At 54.8% G+C, this 17,395-nt stretch carries 8 protein-coding genes; 4 read left to right on the top strand and 4 right to left on the bottom strand.

Translation table 11 applies throughout. The features are described from left to right. Positions 1-27 precede the first annotated feature (27 nt). Positions 28-306 carry a hypothetical protein gene (locus BDI24065_RS32225; RefSeq protein WP_175034614.1) on the bottom strand — a complete coding sequence of 93 codons (279 nt, stop codon included), beginning with the start codon at positions 304-306 and terminating at the stop codon, positions 28-30. 8 nt (positions 307-314) lie between these two features. Continuing rightward, positions 315-683: a hypothetical protein gene (locus BDI24065_RS32220; RefSeq protein ID WP_175034613.1), complete on the bottom strand. Its 369-nt coding sequence runs from the start codon at positions 681-683 to the stop codon at positions 315-317. Between the two features lie 1,124 nt (positions 684-1,807). Here BDI24065_RS32220 and BDI24065_RS32215 point away from each other — a divergent pair. Together BDI24065_RS32215 and BDI24065_RS32210 are read left to right on the top strand one after the other, a co-directional pair. Next, on the top strand, positions 1,808-2,269 hold the full coding sequence (locus BDI24065_RS32215) for a hypothetical protein (protein WP_175034612.1): 462 nt from the start codon (positions 1,808-1,810) through the stop codon (positions 2,267-2,269). 366 nt (positions 2,270-2,635) lie between these two features. After that, positions 2,636-4,543, top strand: a complete 1,908-nt coding sequence (locus BDI24065_RS32210) for a restriction endonuclease (protein ID WP_175034611.1) — start codon at positions 2,636-2,638, stop codon at positions 4,541-4,543. Positions 4,544-4,901: 358 nt separating this feature from the next. Here BDI24065_RS32210 and BDI24065_RS32205 read toward each other — a convergent pair whose 3' ends face one another. Beyond that, positions 4,902-6,227 carry a type II toxin-antitoxin system HipA family toxin gene (locus BDI24065_RS32205; RefSeq protein ID WP_175034610.1) on the bottom strand — a complete coding sequence of 442 codons (1,326 nt, stop codon included), beginning with the start codon at positions 6,225-6,227 and terminating at the stop codon, positions 4,902-4,904. After that, positions 6,227-6,607 carry a helix-turn-helix domain-containing protein gene (locus tag BDI24065_RS32200; protein ID WP_254609896.1) on the bottom strand — a complete coding sequence of 127 codons (381 nt, stop codon included), beginning with the start codon at positions 6,605-6,607 and terminating at the stop codon, positions 6,227-6,229. The genes BDI24065_RS32205 and BDI24065_RS32200 overlap by 1 nt, the downstream gene beginning before the upstream one ends. Positions 6,608-7,465: 858 nt before the next feature. On the opposite strand from BDI24065_RS32200, the gene BDI24065_RS32195 reads away from it, so the two are divergent. Both BDI24065_RS32195 and BDI24065_RS32190 read left to right on the top strand, forming a co-directional pair. Beyond that, positions 7,466-10,702, top strand: coding sequence for a hypothetical protein (locus BDI24065_RS32195; protein ID WP_175034609.1), 3,237 nt, complete (start codon positions 7,466-7,468; stop codon positions 10,700-10,702). Positions 10,703-10,720: 18 nt separating this feature from the next. Continuing rightward, entirely contained in the window at positions 10,721-16,975 is a 6,255-nt protein-coding gene (locus BDI24065_RS32190) for a hypothetical protein (protein ID WP_175034608.1), read from the top strand. The last annotated feature ends 420 nt before the right edge of the window (positions 16,976-17,395 follow it).

Raw genomic sequence — 17,395 nt, 5'->3', positions numbered from 1 at the left:
CGGCCGTACCGGGCTGCTGGTTGGGCTCTACTGCATCGTGCCTGTTCCCCCGCCGAACGGGATACCCGCACGCAAGCAGTACACCTGCGCGAACGGATCCCCTTGTTCGGCGGATGCGGCTGCAATCTTGTTGAAGAAGCTGGCGAAGATCCCCGGGCCGGCATGCTCGGCGAAATCGCGTAGCATGCCGGCCTCGTTCGCGCGGTAGATGGCTGCGCAGATGAGCCTGTTTTCGTCGCCGGTCAGACTGAGCGTGATGTCGACGTAGCGGAGTGGGGCGTCGGGCCGTTTCGTGTCGTTCGCCATTTATCACCTCACATCGTGAAACCGTACTGGTTCCCGCCGCCCGAGTAGTACGTGGGTGACGTGAATGCGCCGCTGAAATCTCCACCGCTGAACGATCCCGAAGCAGGATTGAAGAAATTCGAGAATGCGTTTTGCACCTGCGTATTGTTCCCCAAGCCTTGGATGCCCTGGGAGACGAGACTCCCTGCAGCAGCAGCGCCCTGCGCCTGGCTCTGGAACGGAACAGACTGAGCACCCTGACCGTAGTTCATGTACGGAATGATCGATGACATAAGCCCTTCAGCCGGGCCATAGATATTCCGATTCATGAACGAACCGTATGTGTCGGCAAGTTGTCCCGGCACCGCAGCGAGCGACTGCGAGGTATTGAAGGGCAACGCGCCGCTGGCCAGCGTGTACTGAGGTGCCTGCGTCAGTGCATTGGCTCCGGCCTGGCCGTAGCTGCCCGCCGTATTCGCCGCACCCGTGTACTCGTCGTCATCGCGAACGATTGGGCGTTGTTCTACGAGGTCAATGTCTTACGACGTAATTGTGTTGGCTTTGGGCGAAGAATCGTGAATTCAGCGAAATCAATCGGTAGTACGAAGGAGGCATGCATTATGTCGTTCATGACCAATCGAACGGACCCGTACATCATCGTCGCGTCAAAGGACTTTGAGTTCAGCGACGCGACTGTATCGAATCGCGTCGACGTGCGCGCGGAAGTGGGATTCGACAGCGAGGCTGCGAGGAATCTCCACAAACGTTTGCTCGAACTCGGGGATGCTGCGACGCGGCCAGTATCCAACGACGAGGTACTTCGAGCTATGGTCGGCGGAAATACTCTGCGGCGTCTGAGTTCCTACACTGGCCCCCTCCGAGCCGACTGTGACCTCCAATTCCAGGCGAGATTCAAAGAGTTGCTCGATGGCACCGGGACAATGTGATGAAGCATCGGCTTGCGTCAGACCGGCACGCAGCGTTGGAAAGAGAGTTCGTGAACGCAGTCGTACAGAATCTGCCGCCTCGACTTGATTCGCTCCGTCCGCGCCACTTTGTCGACCTGATGACGATGTCAGCCGCAGAACTGGGACGTGAGTTCAGGCGCGCGATTCGAGACGAGTTGTACGAACGGCGGCGAAGCGCACGACTTCGAAAACGAACTCATCGAAAGCAAGGAGACTGTGATGGCGTCATTTCCGCATTTTCAACGCAAAGGTAATCGAGAGGTTACGCTTGCACAGTGGTCGATTCGGCGATTCGCCGGAGGCGCGCAGCATTTCGTCGGATATTGCATCGAGCGATGTAATGGACGAGTCAGCACTCGGATTGTCGAGCTCAATGTCGCTGCTAGAACAGGCCTCACGAAGAGTGGCCGACTCTACAGGCTTGTTGGCTGGCCTGGTACAGACAAGGATGCAGAGTACGTATGGCTAAGCTTTGCGGGCATGCTGGGTGATGGAGAGCAATGGACCGACGTCACGGAGGAGTTATTTCCTGACGCCAACGGAGCATGTGAAAAATGACCGACAACAAGAAATCGGGCAGAGTAATCTGGCTTGCTAGGGCTTATGCAGGCATACGCTCCGCGCCACGCGGGGAATTGCCACTGTTGTCCGAGATGAGTGGGGCGCTCGACTGGTCGCACCACGCGGGGTTTCCGACGGACGACGCGGGACGATGCTGCGTCGCCATGCTGGTATGCCTGAAAGTCGAGTCCAGGTACCGCTGGCCGATAGGCGGGAAAGATAGCGTTACGCCAGAAATGACGATAAGCGTTGAGCGCATTGCTCGCTCACAGGATATGCGCGGCGTGGTGGTCGCGCAGTTTGAGATTGCCTACGCAGGACTTCGTGCAACCGCGAACATTATTCGAAACGGGCATCCGCCCATTTGTGGCGTTTCCGTTGAGTTGCGGGATGGCGATGGGGTGTGGGAAATCGCAATCAGATTGTTGCGCGAATTGTATAAAGCATTCGAATAGATTGCCGACTGAGGTGTCTGGCGATTCAGTTGGTAGCGGAAAAATTCGAAAACGCGGCACGCAGTTCAACATGGAGAGGTGGGTGAGCCGACCTGTTATGCTTGCCACAATGGCCCGTTGCGGTGGTGCAAGCTAGAGTTTGGGTAGAATGATTGCACGAATTTTAAAGCCGTAAGTAGGAAGGTCGATAAAAGGGGGGCAGGGGCGGAAAAATTTGTCGAAAGGGTGCCTCGTCGAGATGATATTCTGGGTTTCGTGCATGAAAGACGGTGCACGGGCCAGATAATTTGACGCGTTTCGATTGACTAGTTACGTATAACTTATCGAGCAATGAGCGAATCAAACCACGGGCCATTCCAGAGCGGTATGTCCGAAGTGCCGTTGGACGACCTGTTCTCTACACCATCTCCGATAGATATTCCGATAGTGGCACCCCTTGTGGAGGCACTACCGTATGAACAATTGCCTTGGCAGATGTTCGAAAGCCTATGTGCGCATTTGCTCAAAGACTCCAGTGAACTAAAGGTATGTCAAGCCATTCGCTACGGGAGAGAAGGGCAAGACCAGGCCGGTATCGACATTATTGCTACGAGCAACGATGGAGTTCGCGTCACAGTTGCAGAGTGCAAGCGATATCGGGATTTTTCAAAATCCCAACTAAGCGACTGGGTCAAAAAATTCCTCGCCGGAAAGTGGGTAAATCGAACGCAGAAATATGTTCTCTGCGTGGCTGTCGCCATTAACGATACAAAGATAACTGACACTTGGATTGAATTATTTCAACAATGCCAGGAGGTGGGAATAGACGCTGAGCTTTGGGATTCCAAGGAAATTGACAGGCGACTACGAAGGCTCCCCGGCATTGTGACTCAGTTCTTTGGGCGACACTATGCGGAGAAATTTTGCAGTGATACTCGAGGTAATGACGCTTATCCCTCGCGCTTTCGAACGCGGTACGAGAATTTGTACGAATCCAGCTTGACGCTCGAGAACGAATCAATCTCAATATCCGTCAATCTTCCCAACGCGCAGTTTCCACATTTCGGTGCCATCTTCAATTTTGCACGGTCGGACTTGAGCGGCATATCGTTTTCTGTCTCGGGGGACCAGCTGGTGCAATGGTTGCAGTGGCGATTCTGGGCTCCAGCGGATGCGAAGGCTCGCCCGTATGCCCAAGCCTCGACCTGGGCGCCGGGCAAGTTTGTTCTTGCGACGCGTAGTACACGCTTAACGCTTACTAAAGAGGAGGTGGAGCACCTCGATTGGATATTTGAGAGGGCATGGCCGCACTTCCTCGACGCGGCGTTCAAGCTTGAGTCAAGTTGGCGCTTTTTCCGATTTAAACGACTCGAGCACAGCGGGGCAGTCTTCTCAATCGCGTCACTGTCGAGGCAAGATTGGGCCGCGATTCTCGCGTTCGCCAATGAACACGATTGTTCGCGAGGGGACTCGGAGCGTCACATCTTCGACCAATCGCAAGGAATGCTTAAAGTCTACGTTGAAAATCGGCGCCAGGGTCTAAATGGGGGGTACCACGTCATGCTGCGAGCATTTGGCGATGGAGGGATGACTTTACCGTGGGAAGGCAGTTTGGACTTGGGGTGGGAGCCGCTGACGGACATCTCCTCTAGACCCATGAACATGGGCCCGAGCGACGCATGGGACGCCGAATTTACGCATGACTGGATGCTCGATAAATTGTGCCCCTGGGTTGAAGAATGGGTAACCTCGCAGCGAACTCAGAATCGACCCGTGGAAACTAGGTGGTTTAAGTGGTTCCGGTCGCTAAGTGGTACGCATGGCAGCAGTCAACAGCCATTCAAGCTTGACGTCACGTCCAACGCAACTTTGCCTCGACACGGAGTCGGTACCGCTAGGACTCTTAAGGAACTCGCTGCTGAAATTACTTACTATCAAATGCATTTTCACCAGCACGACAAGGTTCCTGTACATCCAGAGATGATGGAGGCCGTACTGATACTCGTTCGTCGCCACTTGAAAGTGGTGCCCGATGGCGGTCGGGGGTACATCGCTTCCAAGTTACATATGGATAAGCAATCGCTGGAAGCTAGCCTCGATGAGCTACTCGCTGATAGGAGAAAACTTGTCGCTTGGTCTGGGGACCTAGACTTGGCTCTCCGATGCTTGACGGAAATTTTCAGAAAGGAATTCTCCCTGTCGCCGTCGGAGCGTGACTACGCAATACACATGCTGAAACCACTGGCGAACAGAGTGAAAGAAGACTTTATCTGTTATGCGTTTTCGGAAAAGTAAAGCGGGCCAGGACAATTTGCTGGACGCGTTTCTGCGCCTGACGTAACGCAGCCTAACTACCAACCCTCAGGCCGGTCAGGTCTTCCAACAACGCAACGGCTTGCTCATAGCCGGGCATATCCTGCCGGACGTTTCGTACGAGCTCCGCCATGTGCTCGGCCACAGCCCTAAACCGAGAATTTGCCACGCCGGCGTCGGCAACCTCAAAATGCCGGATTCGAAAACCAAACGGGTTCCCATCGGAAATGGCATTGGCGTTTCGTAGAATCGCCGTTCAGAAATAACATTTCATATGTTACTACCCCGCCAATCGAATACCACGTCGGCGACGCCTGCCCAGACAGTCCGATTGGCCGGTTTATTGTTCCAGAAAGGACGCTACCGTATCCCAGTTGTCGTTCTCAAAAGCAGGCGCGACCTTGTCGATTTCATCATCACCCATCCCCACGGACGGGGACCGGGCGAGTCGTTTCCAGTCGTTCAGCGCAGCCATCATCCGGGTCAGGATTGCATGAGCGTCGTCATCGGACACGCCAAAGTATGCCGCCGCATCCAGCGCCTCCTGGATATCTCCGGTTTCACCGGTCGCTTCGGTCACGGCGGTTTTCAGGATGGGTTCCTTGTCGGGGAACGGGTTCACGTCAAACAGCGGGGAGAGCCGCCACTGACCCCCGCCGCTGTGCAGGAAACCGTGGTTGTGCATGTGGTCATCCACGTTGGTGATGAGCATGCTGAAGCAGATGCGCGCCCAAAGCTCCTGCTTGTCTTCGAGCGGTCTCGGGGAGAACCGGTCAATGGCCTCCGCAATCTGCGTGTATGCGCCATCCTCCCTGGAATCCAGCTGCAGCAGCGAGGCCGCAGACAGGTAAGGGATGCGACCGCCAGCCCGGGGTCGGTCAAACCGCACGATAAGCGCGACAGCCTGGGTGCCAGACATGACGACTTCGGCCTCGGATGCATTCAGGCCCGCCTCTTTCGCGAGCAACAGCGCTAGCACCTCACCGCGCGTCACGTCACGCGTATCACTCACGCTCGGAAACTTGGCGATGGTCAGGGTGCCGTCGGGCTTCAGGACCGTTGCTTTGGGTCGCATACCGCCGAGCGAGGTGCCGCGCCCTTTCAGATACGCGAGGTCCGTCGCCGTTTCCTTGCCGGATTCGACCGCTTGCGACGCCTGAATCAAGGTCTGCAGCGGGACCTCGTGAGTTCCTTCAGGCAAGTTGTCGTCATGGGGCACATCGAGGAAGGGACTGTCGGCATTGTCCTTGAAGCGCAGTGCGCCAATGCGGCTGGAATCCAGCACCCCCAGCAAATAGTCCAGGTCTGATAGCTGTGCGGAACCAGCGTCTCGGCCGGCGTCTTTTTCAGCCTTGCGCCGTTTGGCATGGGCGCGGTTAATGACACGGCGGCCCCAGCCATCAGGCTCCGTATCGGCAATGGCACCCGCAAAGGTAGAAGTCTCCTTGCTTCCCGTGCGGTATTGAAAGTCGGTGCTCAGGGGGAGGTCCGGAGACAGTGCGAAGCAATCTGGATTACTGAGCCAGGCGGGGGAGTACCGGAACGCTGAGACCTCTTTTTGCCCCTGTCTGGAAAATTGCAGTTCACCCACTTCCAGTCCCGTGTCGCCCAGAGAGACCAGCAGCGTCCGCGTTGTGCTGGTTTTTGCTTTTTTTGTCGTCGCCATTACAGGGCTCCACTGTCCGGGTTGGTTTTGCGTACCCGAATGCGTTTTGGCACCGCCTGGTTCATGAGCGCCAGGCCGAGCGCATCATTGGTGGTGTTCAGGGCCTTGTTGAGCTCGGGGAGGAGGTTCAGGATGTTCAGGACCCGAACCACAGCGCCCCACGACACTCCGGGGTCGCCCTGTTCCAGCCGGTAGAGCGTCTTTTTTGAGATGCCCGCTCGCTCCGCCATGGATGACGTAGAAAGCCCCCGGCGTCGGCGGGCCAGCGCAAGGTCATCTCCGGCAGCAACCAACGCACGCTCGACCGGTAAGGGCATCGGACTTTCGGTGAAGCGGCCGGAAGGTTTGGGTGTCGCCGCCGCCTTTGGTTTATCGGTCATACCTGAACCCTTAAGTAGTTAAGGCGTCATATTTGGCCACTATATGACATCTCTCGGATGGACGCCAGTGCGCTGTTGTAAACAGTCAGATATAGGTCAATATTTCATTTAAGAGGTCATATCTGACTCGTTATATCGGAATCGGGCGCGAGAAGGGACCGGAGGCTCCCTGTTGAAGAACGCCACCCTACCGTGAGCGCGACATCATGTTCCTGTCGATGGTGGCCGACCCCGAGCGCTGCCACCCGCTTTCAGGGAACGCCTATGCCCAGTGTTTCAACGTCGCGGCGAGTCGTGCGCGTGACCGCATTTATCTGGTCAGGTCGGTAACAGCCGAGTAGGGGGAAGAGCGGCGTCTATCGTCTGGACATGGTCGTGGAAGGGGCCAACGACGCTCGACTTGCCGTCGAGTGCGATTGCGACGCCTTCCATGGTCCCGACGCGCTCAGCAAGCCTGGAATGAACAGGTACTTCTTTATTTGGCAGAATGGGGTCAAGAGTTGAACCAGTCCATTGACCGAGCTGCGATAGCCAAGTCCGAGTGACGCCTGAATATGAATTTTGCGGGACACGAGGCCTAACCACTGGCCCACCAAGCGTCATACACACGAGGCAACATGGAAATATGTCTCGATGCCATGTTGCAGTTGCGAACTGTTTCGCACAGTTGGCAAAATGCCACGGATAACAGAAGAAGTAGGCAAGCAAAATAACTACCAAAAGGGGTAGCCAATGATTGCTCGGATGCTGTGCTGGTTGCCTCGTTGGGTAACGGGCCGAGTTGGACCCCAAGCAAAGCGGGTCGTGCGTAGTTGGGCAAAGCAGAACAAAACCGCTCGCGCTTGGAGATATGGCGGAATGCGCCTGCTGCTGCTTTGGGGAACACGCCATACGGTCTTGTTTCCGCTTCTGGTTGCCGCTCTGTCGGTAACCATGTCTCTTGTCGTCACGAGAGGCAATGTGCTCTGGGGCAAGCTACCCGTTCTACCCGCTCCAACGATAAACGAAGGATTTGACGCTGCTGCGTTTGCAGGCGTTCCATGGACAATTCAGGTTCCGCTTGTCGCGTTGGTCTACCCGATAGTCGTATCGTTTATTGCGCTAATGCTGCAACGGCGAGCACATTCGTCCATAGCACTGCGCGTTTACGTCATGGATTCAGCAGTTGTGCCGGCCGGAGCAAGTTCAATCGGACTGCTTTTGGCTATGAGCGTGCAGTACTTCGCATCGCTTTACGCTAGTCAAGAATTCCTGAAAAGTCACATGGTAGACGCGTTGGCCATCAACTGCATATGGCTTGTCTTCAATATATTACTAACAGGCTTCTTCCTGGGTCGTACGGTCCGTTTCGTACAAGATAGCGAGGCTAGGCAGTCGTTCACGCGGTTAGCAGTGTATACAGTGCTTCGGTCGGAGCTTCCAGCCGTCGTAATGAAACACCTCGTAGTCAACGCACCGTATGAAAAATGGCGACATGCATACCCAAACGACCAGGTTGACAAGGCCCCTCAAGTCTCGTTCTTGAGCATCTGGGGCGATGGGAGTACCGAGGTTAAGTTGGACCTACACGACAAGAAGGTTCTCCGTGATATTCACCTTAACTTGCTGAAAGTGGTTGCATGGCTGTGGGTTCGCCGGGCTCGGCGAGAGCTTACGGAAAAGAGTCAGCGAGAGCCCGTTATTACCTTTCCACTGGAGGTGGGCTCGGCTAAGAGTGGTGAGGTCAAGCTATGTGTTGTGCATGACGGTCCGACTCTTACGCTTCTTGAAAAATTTTTGGTCCGCTCCGCGTTTGTCTTTAAATTCGCGCGGGCCGATACGTTGTCGATGACGGCGGAAGAGATGCTCCTCGAAGTCGCTGGCGAGGTCGAGTCGCTCTCCGACCAGAACCGACATGGGGCTGCAGTGGACACGCTTCGTGTCCTCCTGGAGCTTCACAAGACTTTGCTGCTAGCCTGCGTGGCGGAGGAGGAAGGTGTCGCGCAGAACGCCGCGACGATGCACTCATCGCCATACAGCATCAACGGCAGTCCCATCGACCTGAAATGGCTTACCCCGTATCGAGAAGTGTCGCGCGTTGCAGTTGACCAGCTGGAGAGGGACGTTCGCTTATTCAGAATAATGGCGCATGTGCCCAGTAGTTTGGTGCGAGTGCTACCGGTGAGGCCTGAGCGGCTAATCATCGATGCATTCCACATTAGTGGGAACTTATCCTTTCATCTCGAAAATTGGTGGATACGCGCCGCGCAAGCGTGTCTTGTCCCCAATGCTCAAAAATTCGAAGGGATTTTGCCCTTGCCAAACGGGCAGGTTTACGAGCGAGCGATTGTCGATTTTATCGGGTCGTGGGGAAATGTACACGTTAGTATTCCGAGTAGAAGCGAATGTGCGGACAACGAGATTTGGTTGGCGCTTACTGGTAGAGCAAAGATACTGGCGAGTCACATCGACTGGTCGGTAACGTTGTTCCTAAGGGCCATGTCGCGTGGTGACGAAATTGCTGCAACGTGGTTGTATGAAAATTTCCTCAAATGGTGGGGAAATCGCGCCCACGAGTTGCAGACTGACCATCTCGATTTGGATTCTCGGTTCGACTCGGTGGCGCTATCACTTGCAGACAAATCATGGGTGGAGGCGCAACGGTACCTTTGGAACGGGGACAATGCAGTCACGATTCGCCTGGCAGAAAAGGCGCTGAATCTTGCTATCCGGCGATATTGGGAAAGCATGCGACTCTTCGTTGTACTGCTCCTCATTCAGAACGGCGGGGACAACGCTGATGGCGAAAGCAGGGAGCTTCGCTTTGCTGCGTATCTCATTCAGGCCCAGAATTTGCGGAGTGGTGGAAAAGTCGAGGCGTTTCCTCTCGACAATCCTGATGCCGTGTCACAAGCAATTCTCAACGCATGCTTTGGTGACCGTGCTGTCCGCGCACGAATCGATGGTTTCTCCGAGGGACTTACGTGGGAGAAGCAATCGCCTGAGGTCGCGTTCTGGATTTATGGATGGTCTGGAGTCGCAACCGACGTTACCGCGATGACTTCGGCACAAGCGAAGCTGATGGCGGCGGTTGTTACACAAGGTCGCTCTAACAATAGAGGGTCCGAGAAATTGATTGAGAGCTGGTGGCGAGACCTAGAGACGCTCGACTCGGTAGCTCGCCATTGCCGAGACATCAGGAAGCTTGTGCTCTCGAGCGAATTCACAGACTGCGCGCCGGCTGTCTCAACTTTGCGTAACGCGATTGGCCGAACCGGCTCATTGCGCCAGGCTCGGGTGCAGGTCGCTCGGGCCAACAAGATAGGTAGCTTAAAGGCTACCCGAGAACGCACGCTAACACTACGCTCACTCACCGTCAGTGAGATTTTGGTTCGTCGTGCAGTTGAAAGGATTGCGAAGCAGGTATTCGAGTTGAAGGACGGCGCATCGTCACCGATTCAGGGCGTCAACTTCGTACCGAAATTGGTCGTCCCACGACGTGAGTACTACGTAAGCCACAAGAAGCAGATATTTGCGCAAGGTAGCAATGCGGAACCGGAAGATAGTTTCGTTGAAGCGGTTGGGCAGCAGATATTTGAAAATATGATTGTGTCAGCATTTCATCAGTATGTGGTTGATTCTGAACTTCGCCCAGTAGATAGCGAAAATTTGCAGTCGATTGACCAACCAGCAGTTCAAGATTTACATGCGTTTGTGTTGACAATAGCGTCTCTGTGTGACGCTTTAAGGTGCGCGAGCAAGCACCCGGTCATCTTGGTCGGCCCGGGTAATCTGAGTGGCTATTTGCAACCATTTTGGTGGGGGAGCGGTCATTGGCAGACCCCGCTTCCCCATGGGGTAGTCATACGTGGTCCCGACGGTACCAAAGCCGAGAACGCTCCGGCCTATGTGAACGACGTTCCAGTTTACGAGCTACCTACCCCCAACGGGGGCTGTTACATCGTACCCTTGGAGGATGTTCAGTTATTGCGTATCGGGGGTAGTGGCGTTGCCAACGCACTCAACTACTCGTGGTCGCTGATGGGTGACGAGAAAATTTGTATCACCGTGAGCTTCTGCTTTGCGATTGGCAGCGCGAATGGGAGTTCTTCCTGACTTGCATTACCCTAATACTTGGCCGTTCTTCCTTTCAAGAAATTCAAGTGGCACTTTTCGACTGACATGACAATGCTGATTTCCAGCGCAAAAATTTTGGCGGCTCTTTGGAAAATCTGGGATTTGGTAAAGCCCAGAATCATCAACAGAGCTAAGGTACTAAACGCTGAGCGTCGGGCGTATGTTGGCGTAGCCGCAGACGAACCACCCGGCATGCATCTGTCATTTACTGAAACCTACGAACGCCTAGTCGGTGCATCAGCTGGGAGCTCATCTATCGCTGGAAAGGTAGCTGTGCTTGAACAATTCGTCATCGTTGCCGGCTACCTACGGCGGCCATCAGTCGAAGAGTGGTTGAAGCTTGACGATACGCGCCAGAGCCTGTTCGGTCTTGCCAAGAACAGGTTGGTTGGAGGTCAGGCGGAAGAGGGGGCGCGAGAGGCACTCGCTGCAACGTATTCAGCACATACAGGTGACGCTGTGCAGCTCGCGGAAGGGTTAATAAATAGCGTTGTTGCCGCGATGGTCGAGGGATATCGAGCACACTTTGATGAGTCTAGCGCAATGGTCGCCGATGCAATCGGAGAAAAGGTGGATGCGAGAAGTGGAGAGATAAGGGCCGATATAGCACAGGTAAAGGAGCAGTTGGGCGCTGTTTCGCAAAGTGTGGCAACAAGTTTCGGGAAGTCTGCCGAGCCGTTGGCATCGGCGGAGGCGGCTCGAAGACTGGAGTCCATACTGATGACGAGGACGTTTGACCCTCACGCGGCTCAAGGAATCAGAGCGCTTGCCAATGATGTGAGAGAGGGTAGTTTGGTTGACGCTTCACAAGAGCAAAAGCAGCGGGTCTACATGTGGGCTGCACGTATTCTATCCGCCGACGCTGCCTCTGCTGCCGATGCTAAGGAGTACTTTTCGCTTCTGGCGCCGACATCGACAGACTCTGGAGTAACCGTGGTTCGAGCCCTTTTGCTTTTGCAAGAAGGTGAGGCGGACCAAGCGCTACAGATATTGCGTGACATTTCGACCGCCGACAGTCGCGCTGCGCTCATATGGACACTCGCGAAGACTCGTGGCCATGCGGTAGCAGTCTCGTGGTACGAAGACCGCAAGGATGATTTGACTTGCAACGATATTTCGCCACTGGGTTGGGCCGCTCTTGCGAATGCCTACGCTCAGCTCGGACGATGGGAAGGTGCGATTCAGGTGCTGGAATATGCACGCCCACTGCATACAGAGTACCCGGACCTATTGTTCATTGAAGGTATGCATCGCGCAGTTATGCTGGTGCCAAGTGAGTTTCGCTTAGCTGTATTAAACAGTAATATCATCTATGGCACTGCACCACCCGTCGAGGGAGATGCGGCTGACGCGTGGCGGTCCAGTGCGATTGAGCTATTGCAGCAAGCCCATATCGAGATGGCCAAGTGGAGCCCGGAACGTGCGGAGCACGCGTGGATAATCCGTTTATGGCTTGCACTTGGCAGTCGAGACGAGGCGGTCCACGCACATGCAACCGAAGAGATGAGACGCGCGCTGGTAGATAAATCGCAAGCAGCGAAGCTATATTCCATCGCTAGACAATTTGAGTTCGAGATTGATAGGCCTGCATTGGTCACATACCTTGAGGCGAGAAGGAGTATCGGTGGGCTGACCATGGATGAATGGGTGAGTCGCTTCTTCCTAGCGCTTGATACGGATGATGGGTCGGGGGTGCTAGCATTCCTTGAGGATAACGAAGCAGAGCTGTCTGACATAGTTGACGCACGCATACTCACGCGCGTAAAAATCGAGGCGTTGCTGAAGAGTGATGGTCAGGCTACGCGAGCTCGGACTGAGCTGGAAGTTCACCGAGGCGCGTTCTCCGAATCCGAGGCTGCACTTGTTGAAGCGGAAATCGCTGCGGCGGAAGGGCGGGACATACGCCCGCAACTTGAGGAGCTCTATAGGAATGCTCCAACTCTACGCAATTTGCACGCGCTTGTTGAATATCTTGCACGGGTAAGGGACTTCGATGCCATGGAGCCGCTAGCAATGCGGCTGTATGACCTTGACCATTCGCTAGCCAATGCACGCTTTGTCGTCGTCGCAATGCAATCCAAATCCAACCGAAACGCAAAGGAAATCGTCGAATTTCTGCAGTCCCAGCGTGATGTTGTGGGCCAGGACGAAGAATTGCAATCCGAACTGGCTTGGACTCTACTTGAATACGGAGACTGGCGCGAGGCCCAGAAGATAAATGACGAACTGTTATTGAAGTATCCGCATGTCGAGCGCCATGTCGGGCTGGACATAAACGTTGCCATCAAGTCGGGAGAATGGGACCGCTTCCCAGTGATTTTTGAACGAGAGTGGCCTGTACGTGATTCTTTCTCTGCGCACACACTATTACTGCTCGCGCAGCTTGCGGACAATGGGAGTTCTTCGCCGGAGAAGGCAATTGATTTGGTGAGACTCGCTGCCGATAAGGCGAATGGTACCGCTTCCGTTCTTGTCGCGGCATACAACACGGCGATGCAACTTGGAATGGAGGACGAGTTGAGTGCTGGGTGGCTCAGCAGCGCAGCGCAGTCCGATACAGATGGCTTGATAAAGCGGATGACTTTGAGGGAGATGGTTGAAGATGTCCTCCCGGCGATGCAAAGTGGGAACGCATCCATGTTTGAGGCTTTTAGTAAGAGCACCGCGCCCATTCAAATTCTTGCCAGCATGATGAATCTCCCGCTTGGGAGACTTTATTGCTCCATTCCCGCCTCGAACGAGGCGCAGCCAGACACACGAAAGCGAATCTCTTTGCCATTCATTGGAGCGCGAGTCGACCGTCACACACTGAAGATGTCGGGAAGTGTTGGTCTCGATATAACATCCGTTCTGACATTGACACAACTAGGTCTTCTCGAGAAAGCGCTTGCTGCTTTCGATGTCGTTCATGTTGCCCCCGACACGATGCAACTTTTGCTAAAGGAGAGGCGCCGTATACGGTTCCAGCAGCCTTCTGAGGTTCGGCTTGCTGAGGGTCTTCTCGATGCATTGAAGCGCTCGATTTTGCGTCCGGCTATGGACGACGTTAGACCGCCCAATTGGCTTATTGAGGAGGCTGGGGATGAATTCGCGCTTCTTCTTGAAAAGGCAAAGGCTGCTGGTGGCCGAGTGGTTGCTTCGCATCCTTTACTTCGCGCCGGGTCTCTTGGAGAGCAGACGGCAAATTTGCGCGAGTATAACTTGCTCGTAATATCGGCGCGTACGTATGTGAGTGCGCTTGAAAAGGCGGGCAAGATTGCACATGTGACGGCCGAACGCGCAGACAGGACGCTTGCGCGAATCGATAGTGGCCCACGGAGCGAAGTGGCAAGTGACTTTTTGAGTACCGATGTCTTTGCAGATGCGGTCACAATCCGAAATTTGTTTCATGCCGATATTTTGGAGGCCGTTGGCCAATCGGGATTGGCGCTGCATTGCCCATCGAGAATGCGGTTGGAACTCGAGCAAACTGTAGACGAATCCAAAGAACGTGAGAGAACCATCTCCACTCTCGAGGCCGCGCGTAGTTGCATGCGAGCTGGACTTGAGACGGGGCGCGTCCACTTGCTTGCTGAGCGGCCACGAAGCGACAAGCTTCTCGCGCTTAGCGACTCTCGCATTGCTGATTCTTTCACTGCGTTCGCATTCCTCCAGGGGTTAGGTGAAATTGACTGCCTGATTATTGACGACCGCTACTTTACGCGACTGCAACACATTGGCGACGAGCATGGCAAGTTTGTCCCCGTGTACTCGACGCAAGAACTTGTCGATGGGCTTTGGGAAGCAGGGGAGTTACCCGATGCCGAAGGGGGCCATGCGAAACATCGCTTGCGGGCGATGGGGGTCGCATATGTCGCAGTTCGAGGTGATGAGCTGTTGAGGTTACTGAACGATTGCGATGTCGACAAAAATGGGGCACTCATTGAATCACTCGAAGTCAAAATTCTTCGCCAAAACGTTGTGCAAGCGTGCCTTCTCGATTTTGGGGACCTTCGTGACAGGCAGTATTTTGAGTCCATCCATCGCGCAATAAATGACGTCTTGGTGAAGCTATGGGAGGACGATTCGGCTTCACTCGAACGAGCAACCGCCACTACAGAATGGTTGATGGAGAATTTTGCGAGGACGCTTTGGTACGCCGCGTCTCGTAATCCTGAGCCGAATCGCGAGCTTGCGTTACAACTGGTCGGTTTGACCATCGGAAACCTACTTGTTCTGTCAAGTTATTGGAAGGCGGCGAGGAGGGGCGCGTTTCACGAGGCTATCGAAGCGCTGGTGCTGCAACCCACGAGCAGAGCAAATCCTGATGCATTGGAAGCGATTGCGGGCCATATTGCGACGCTGCTCGTCGCGTTGCAGGAGTCCAGTACGGACCCCGTCGATGTGAACCGTCGGATAACCGCGACGATAGCAACATTGCCGAGACGTATCCGCAACTTTTTAATCCAACACGCGACGCTGGGGCCACTAACTAAGGCAATTCTGGTCGACGTGATTCAATTCCCGGATTCAACGGCTATACAAGTTGATGCGCTCTACGAGAACACTCAAAAGGCCGTGCAAGAGGGGGTGTACGAAAGCGCGGATGTACCGTTCTACCGTATCGAGTCTGACGGGCGCATAGTCACCCTAACGGTAAAGATGGGTGACCATTGGCAGGAAATCGACCTTCCGGAGCTCGGGGGGGTACTTCCGCTTGCGGTAGCTCGACAAGAATGCGTTGGACGTGCCCTATCGGAGCTTGGGCCAACGTTCGATGACGCAAAGCGCATTTCGAACTCGTTGACCGATAGCAAGCTGTCGGCGCACGACCTGAATTTGCTGCTCACAGAACGTATCACCGGCGTCCGGTCCAGGTGGGGACGCATCTATGCTGGGCGAGAGCGTCCGCCGGAGCTGCAGGTGGTCGCTCCTGCCGACTTGACCTACTACACGGAGTTGTTTGGTCCCGTAGAGATGTCGTCCGAGGTTGAATCCTATTTTTCGGATGTGCTTCTGCCATATCGACGCAAACTGTTGGAGCGAGACCTGCGCCATGGCCTACGCGTCTCTCTATATGGCTTCCTCCATCCGACACTCGCTCCGTCGCGATTGGTTGAACATGTAGGTGACGAGGAATTGTGGATGGTCTTGAAGGATATGGGGAAGCTGAATGACCCGTACTCAATTCTTGGCCTGACGGAGCTTGCACTGAGGCGAAGCGCCGACGAGCGCTTTATGAAGATGGCAGGTGACTGTATCGTCAGCCTCTGTGTCGAGAGTGAGGCCTACGACCAGATGTACATCGCTGCCGCGCAGTTCGCGAAAGTGGCGCTTTCTGAACTACAAACAATTGAGGGGGCTGCAGCATTCCGGCCGTATTGGAAGCGGATGGCAGCTTGGATGCAGGCGGGCGTCGTGCTCCAAGGATACTCCGGATTTCGATTCAACCTTGAGACCTTAGATGCGTGGGCCCACCATCATTTGCAACCAACGTCCGATATGGTGGAAATCGTCGATTTCTATCAGGACCCGATGGTTGCTAATGGTTTGACGACGCCAGAGGCCTGTCGGAGCAATGTTCTCCGCCTTCTAGCGAGTATTGCGGATGAAGTTGCTGCGGCAGAGCAGTCGATTCCGAACGCCGACGTACTTCATCAGGCCTTGGAGCGCCAACGGGAGCAAAGTCGTGCCGCGTTCTTTTTCTCTAGCCCTTGTTGGGGGCCCGCAGACCGAAAAGTGAACGACTTAAGCGATAGCGATAAGGAATTTGTGCGGGCGGAACTAGAGAAGGACTGTACAACGGTGGTATGGACTACGTTAGGAGTACTTGCTCACTTAGTGACGCTGAAGAGGGACGATTACGCTCCCGGGGTTGCCGCTTTGATGACATACACAATCGATTCTGGGGACCCGGATTGGGAGGGAAAGGCCGTACGCTTAGGAGCCGTGGCACTACTAGCCTTGATAACCGGAGACCGCGAGCTATCCGATGTGTTGCGTGACCTCCTTATTCGGAGCGCGAGCGGTGCTTCGTCAGAGGAAAGGGTGGTAACTCTGCTGAGAGCTCTTGCGATTGCTGCGGGAGCCTATCGTGGGTGCGAAGAGCGTAGCGCGTGGCTTGACGACGCGACAAAGCGAGCTTGCCTTGTGATACCGATTGGAACCCCTTCCGCAACTGCGGCGGTCTGGTTGAGGCTACTGTCCAGCGCTGATAGATGGCGTTCTGGGCCCGCGACATGCGCGGAACTCCATGCCCGAAGCGCGAGCTAAGGACAATTTCGGAACGAGCGTGAGCGTCGTGTCCTTCGGGACGCACGCTCAACGGTCGAGGCAAGCCCTTGTTGCGTTCAAAAAGTGCAACGAACACACAACTCATCGGCGCCGACATTAGGTATTAGGTTGTTACATAAAAATGCTCATGTTGGCATGCTCGCCGCCGTGAGCCCGTCATGCCCGAAAGTCTGAGGTGATGATGGCGTTGTATGAGCAATTCTTCCGGCCTTGCGTTGACCCCGCCGCTCAAGATTGAAATTTCTGAAATGGAATTGCCTAGCATGCAACTGGTTGCATGCTAGGCAATTCGGATGAGGGGTCCGTGCCATGGGCATGTTGGGTGTTGATTTCCACCGAGTCTTAACCCACCGATTTCATCTAAATCTGACCCACCCTGAGACAGCGTAGTACATCTAT

It is taken from the genome of Burkholderia lata (assembly GCF_902499025.1).
Lineage (GTDB): Bacteria > Pseudomonadota > Gammaproteobacteria > Burkholderiales > Burkholderiaceae > Burkholderia > Burkholderia lata_C.
Note: the sequence above shows the minus strand (reverse complement) of the source record. Positions and strands in the feature narration are given on the sequence as shown.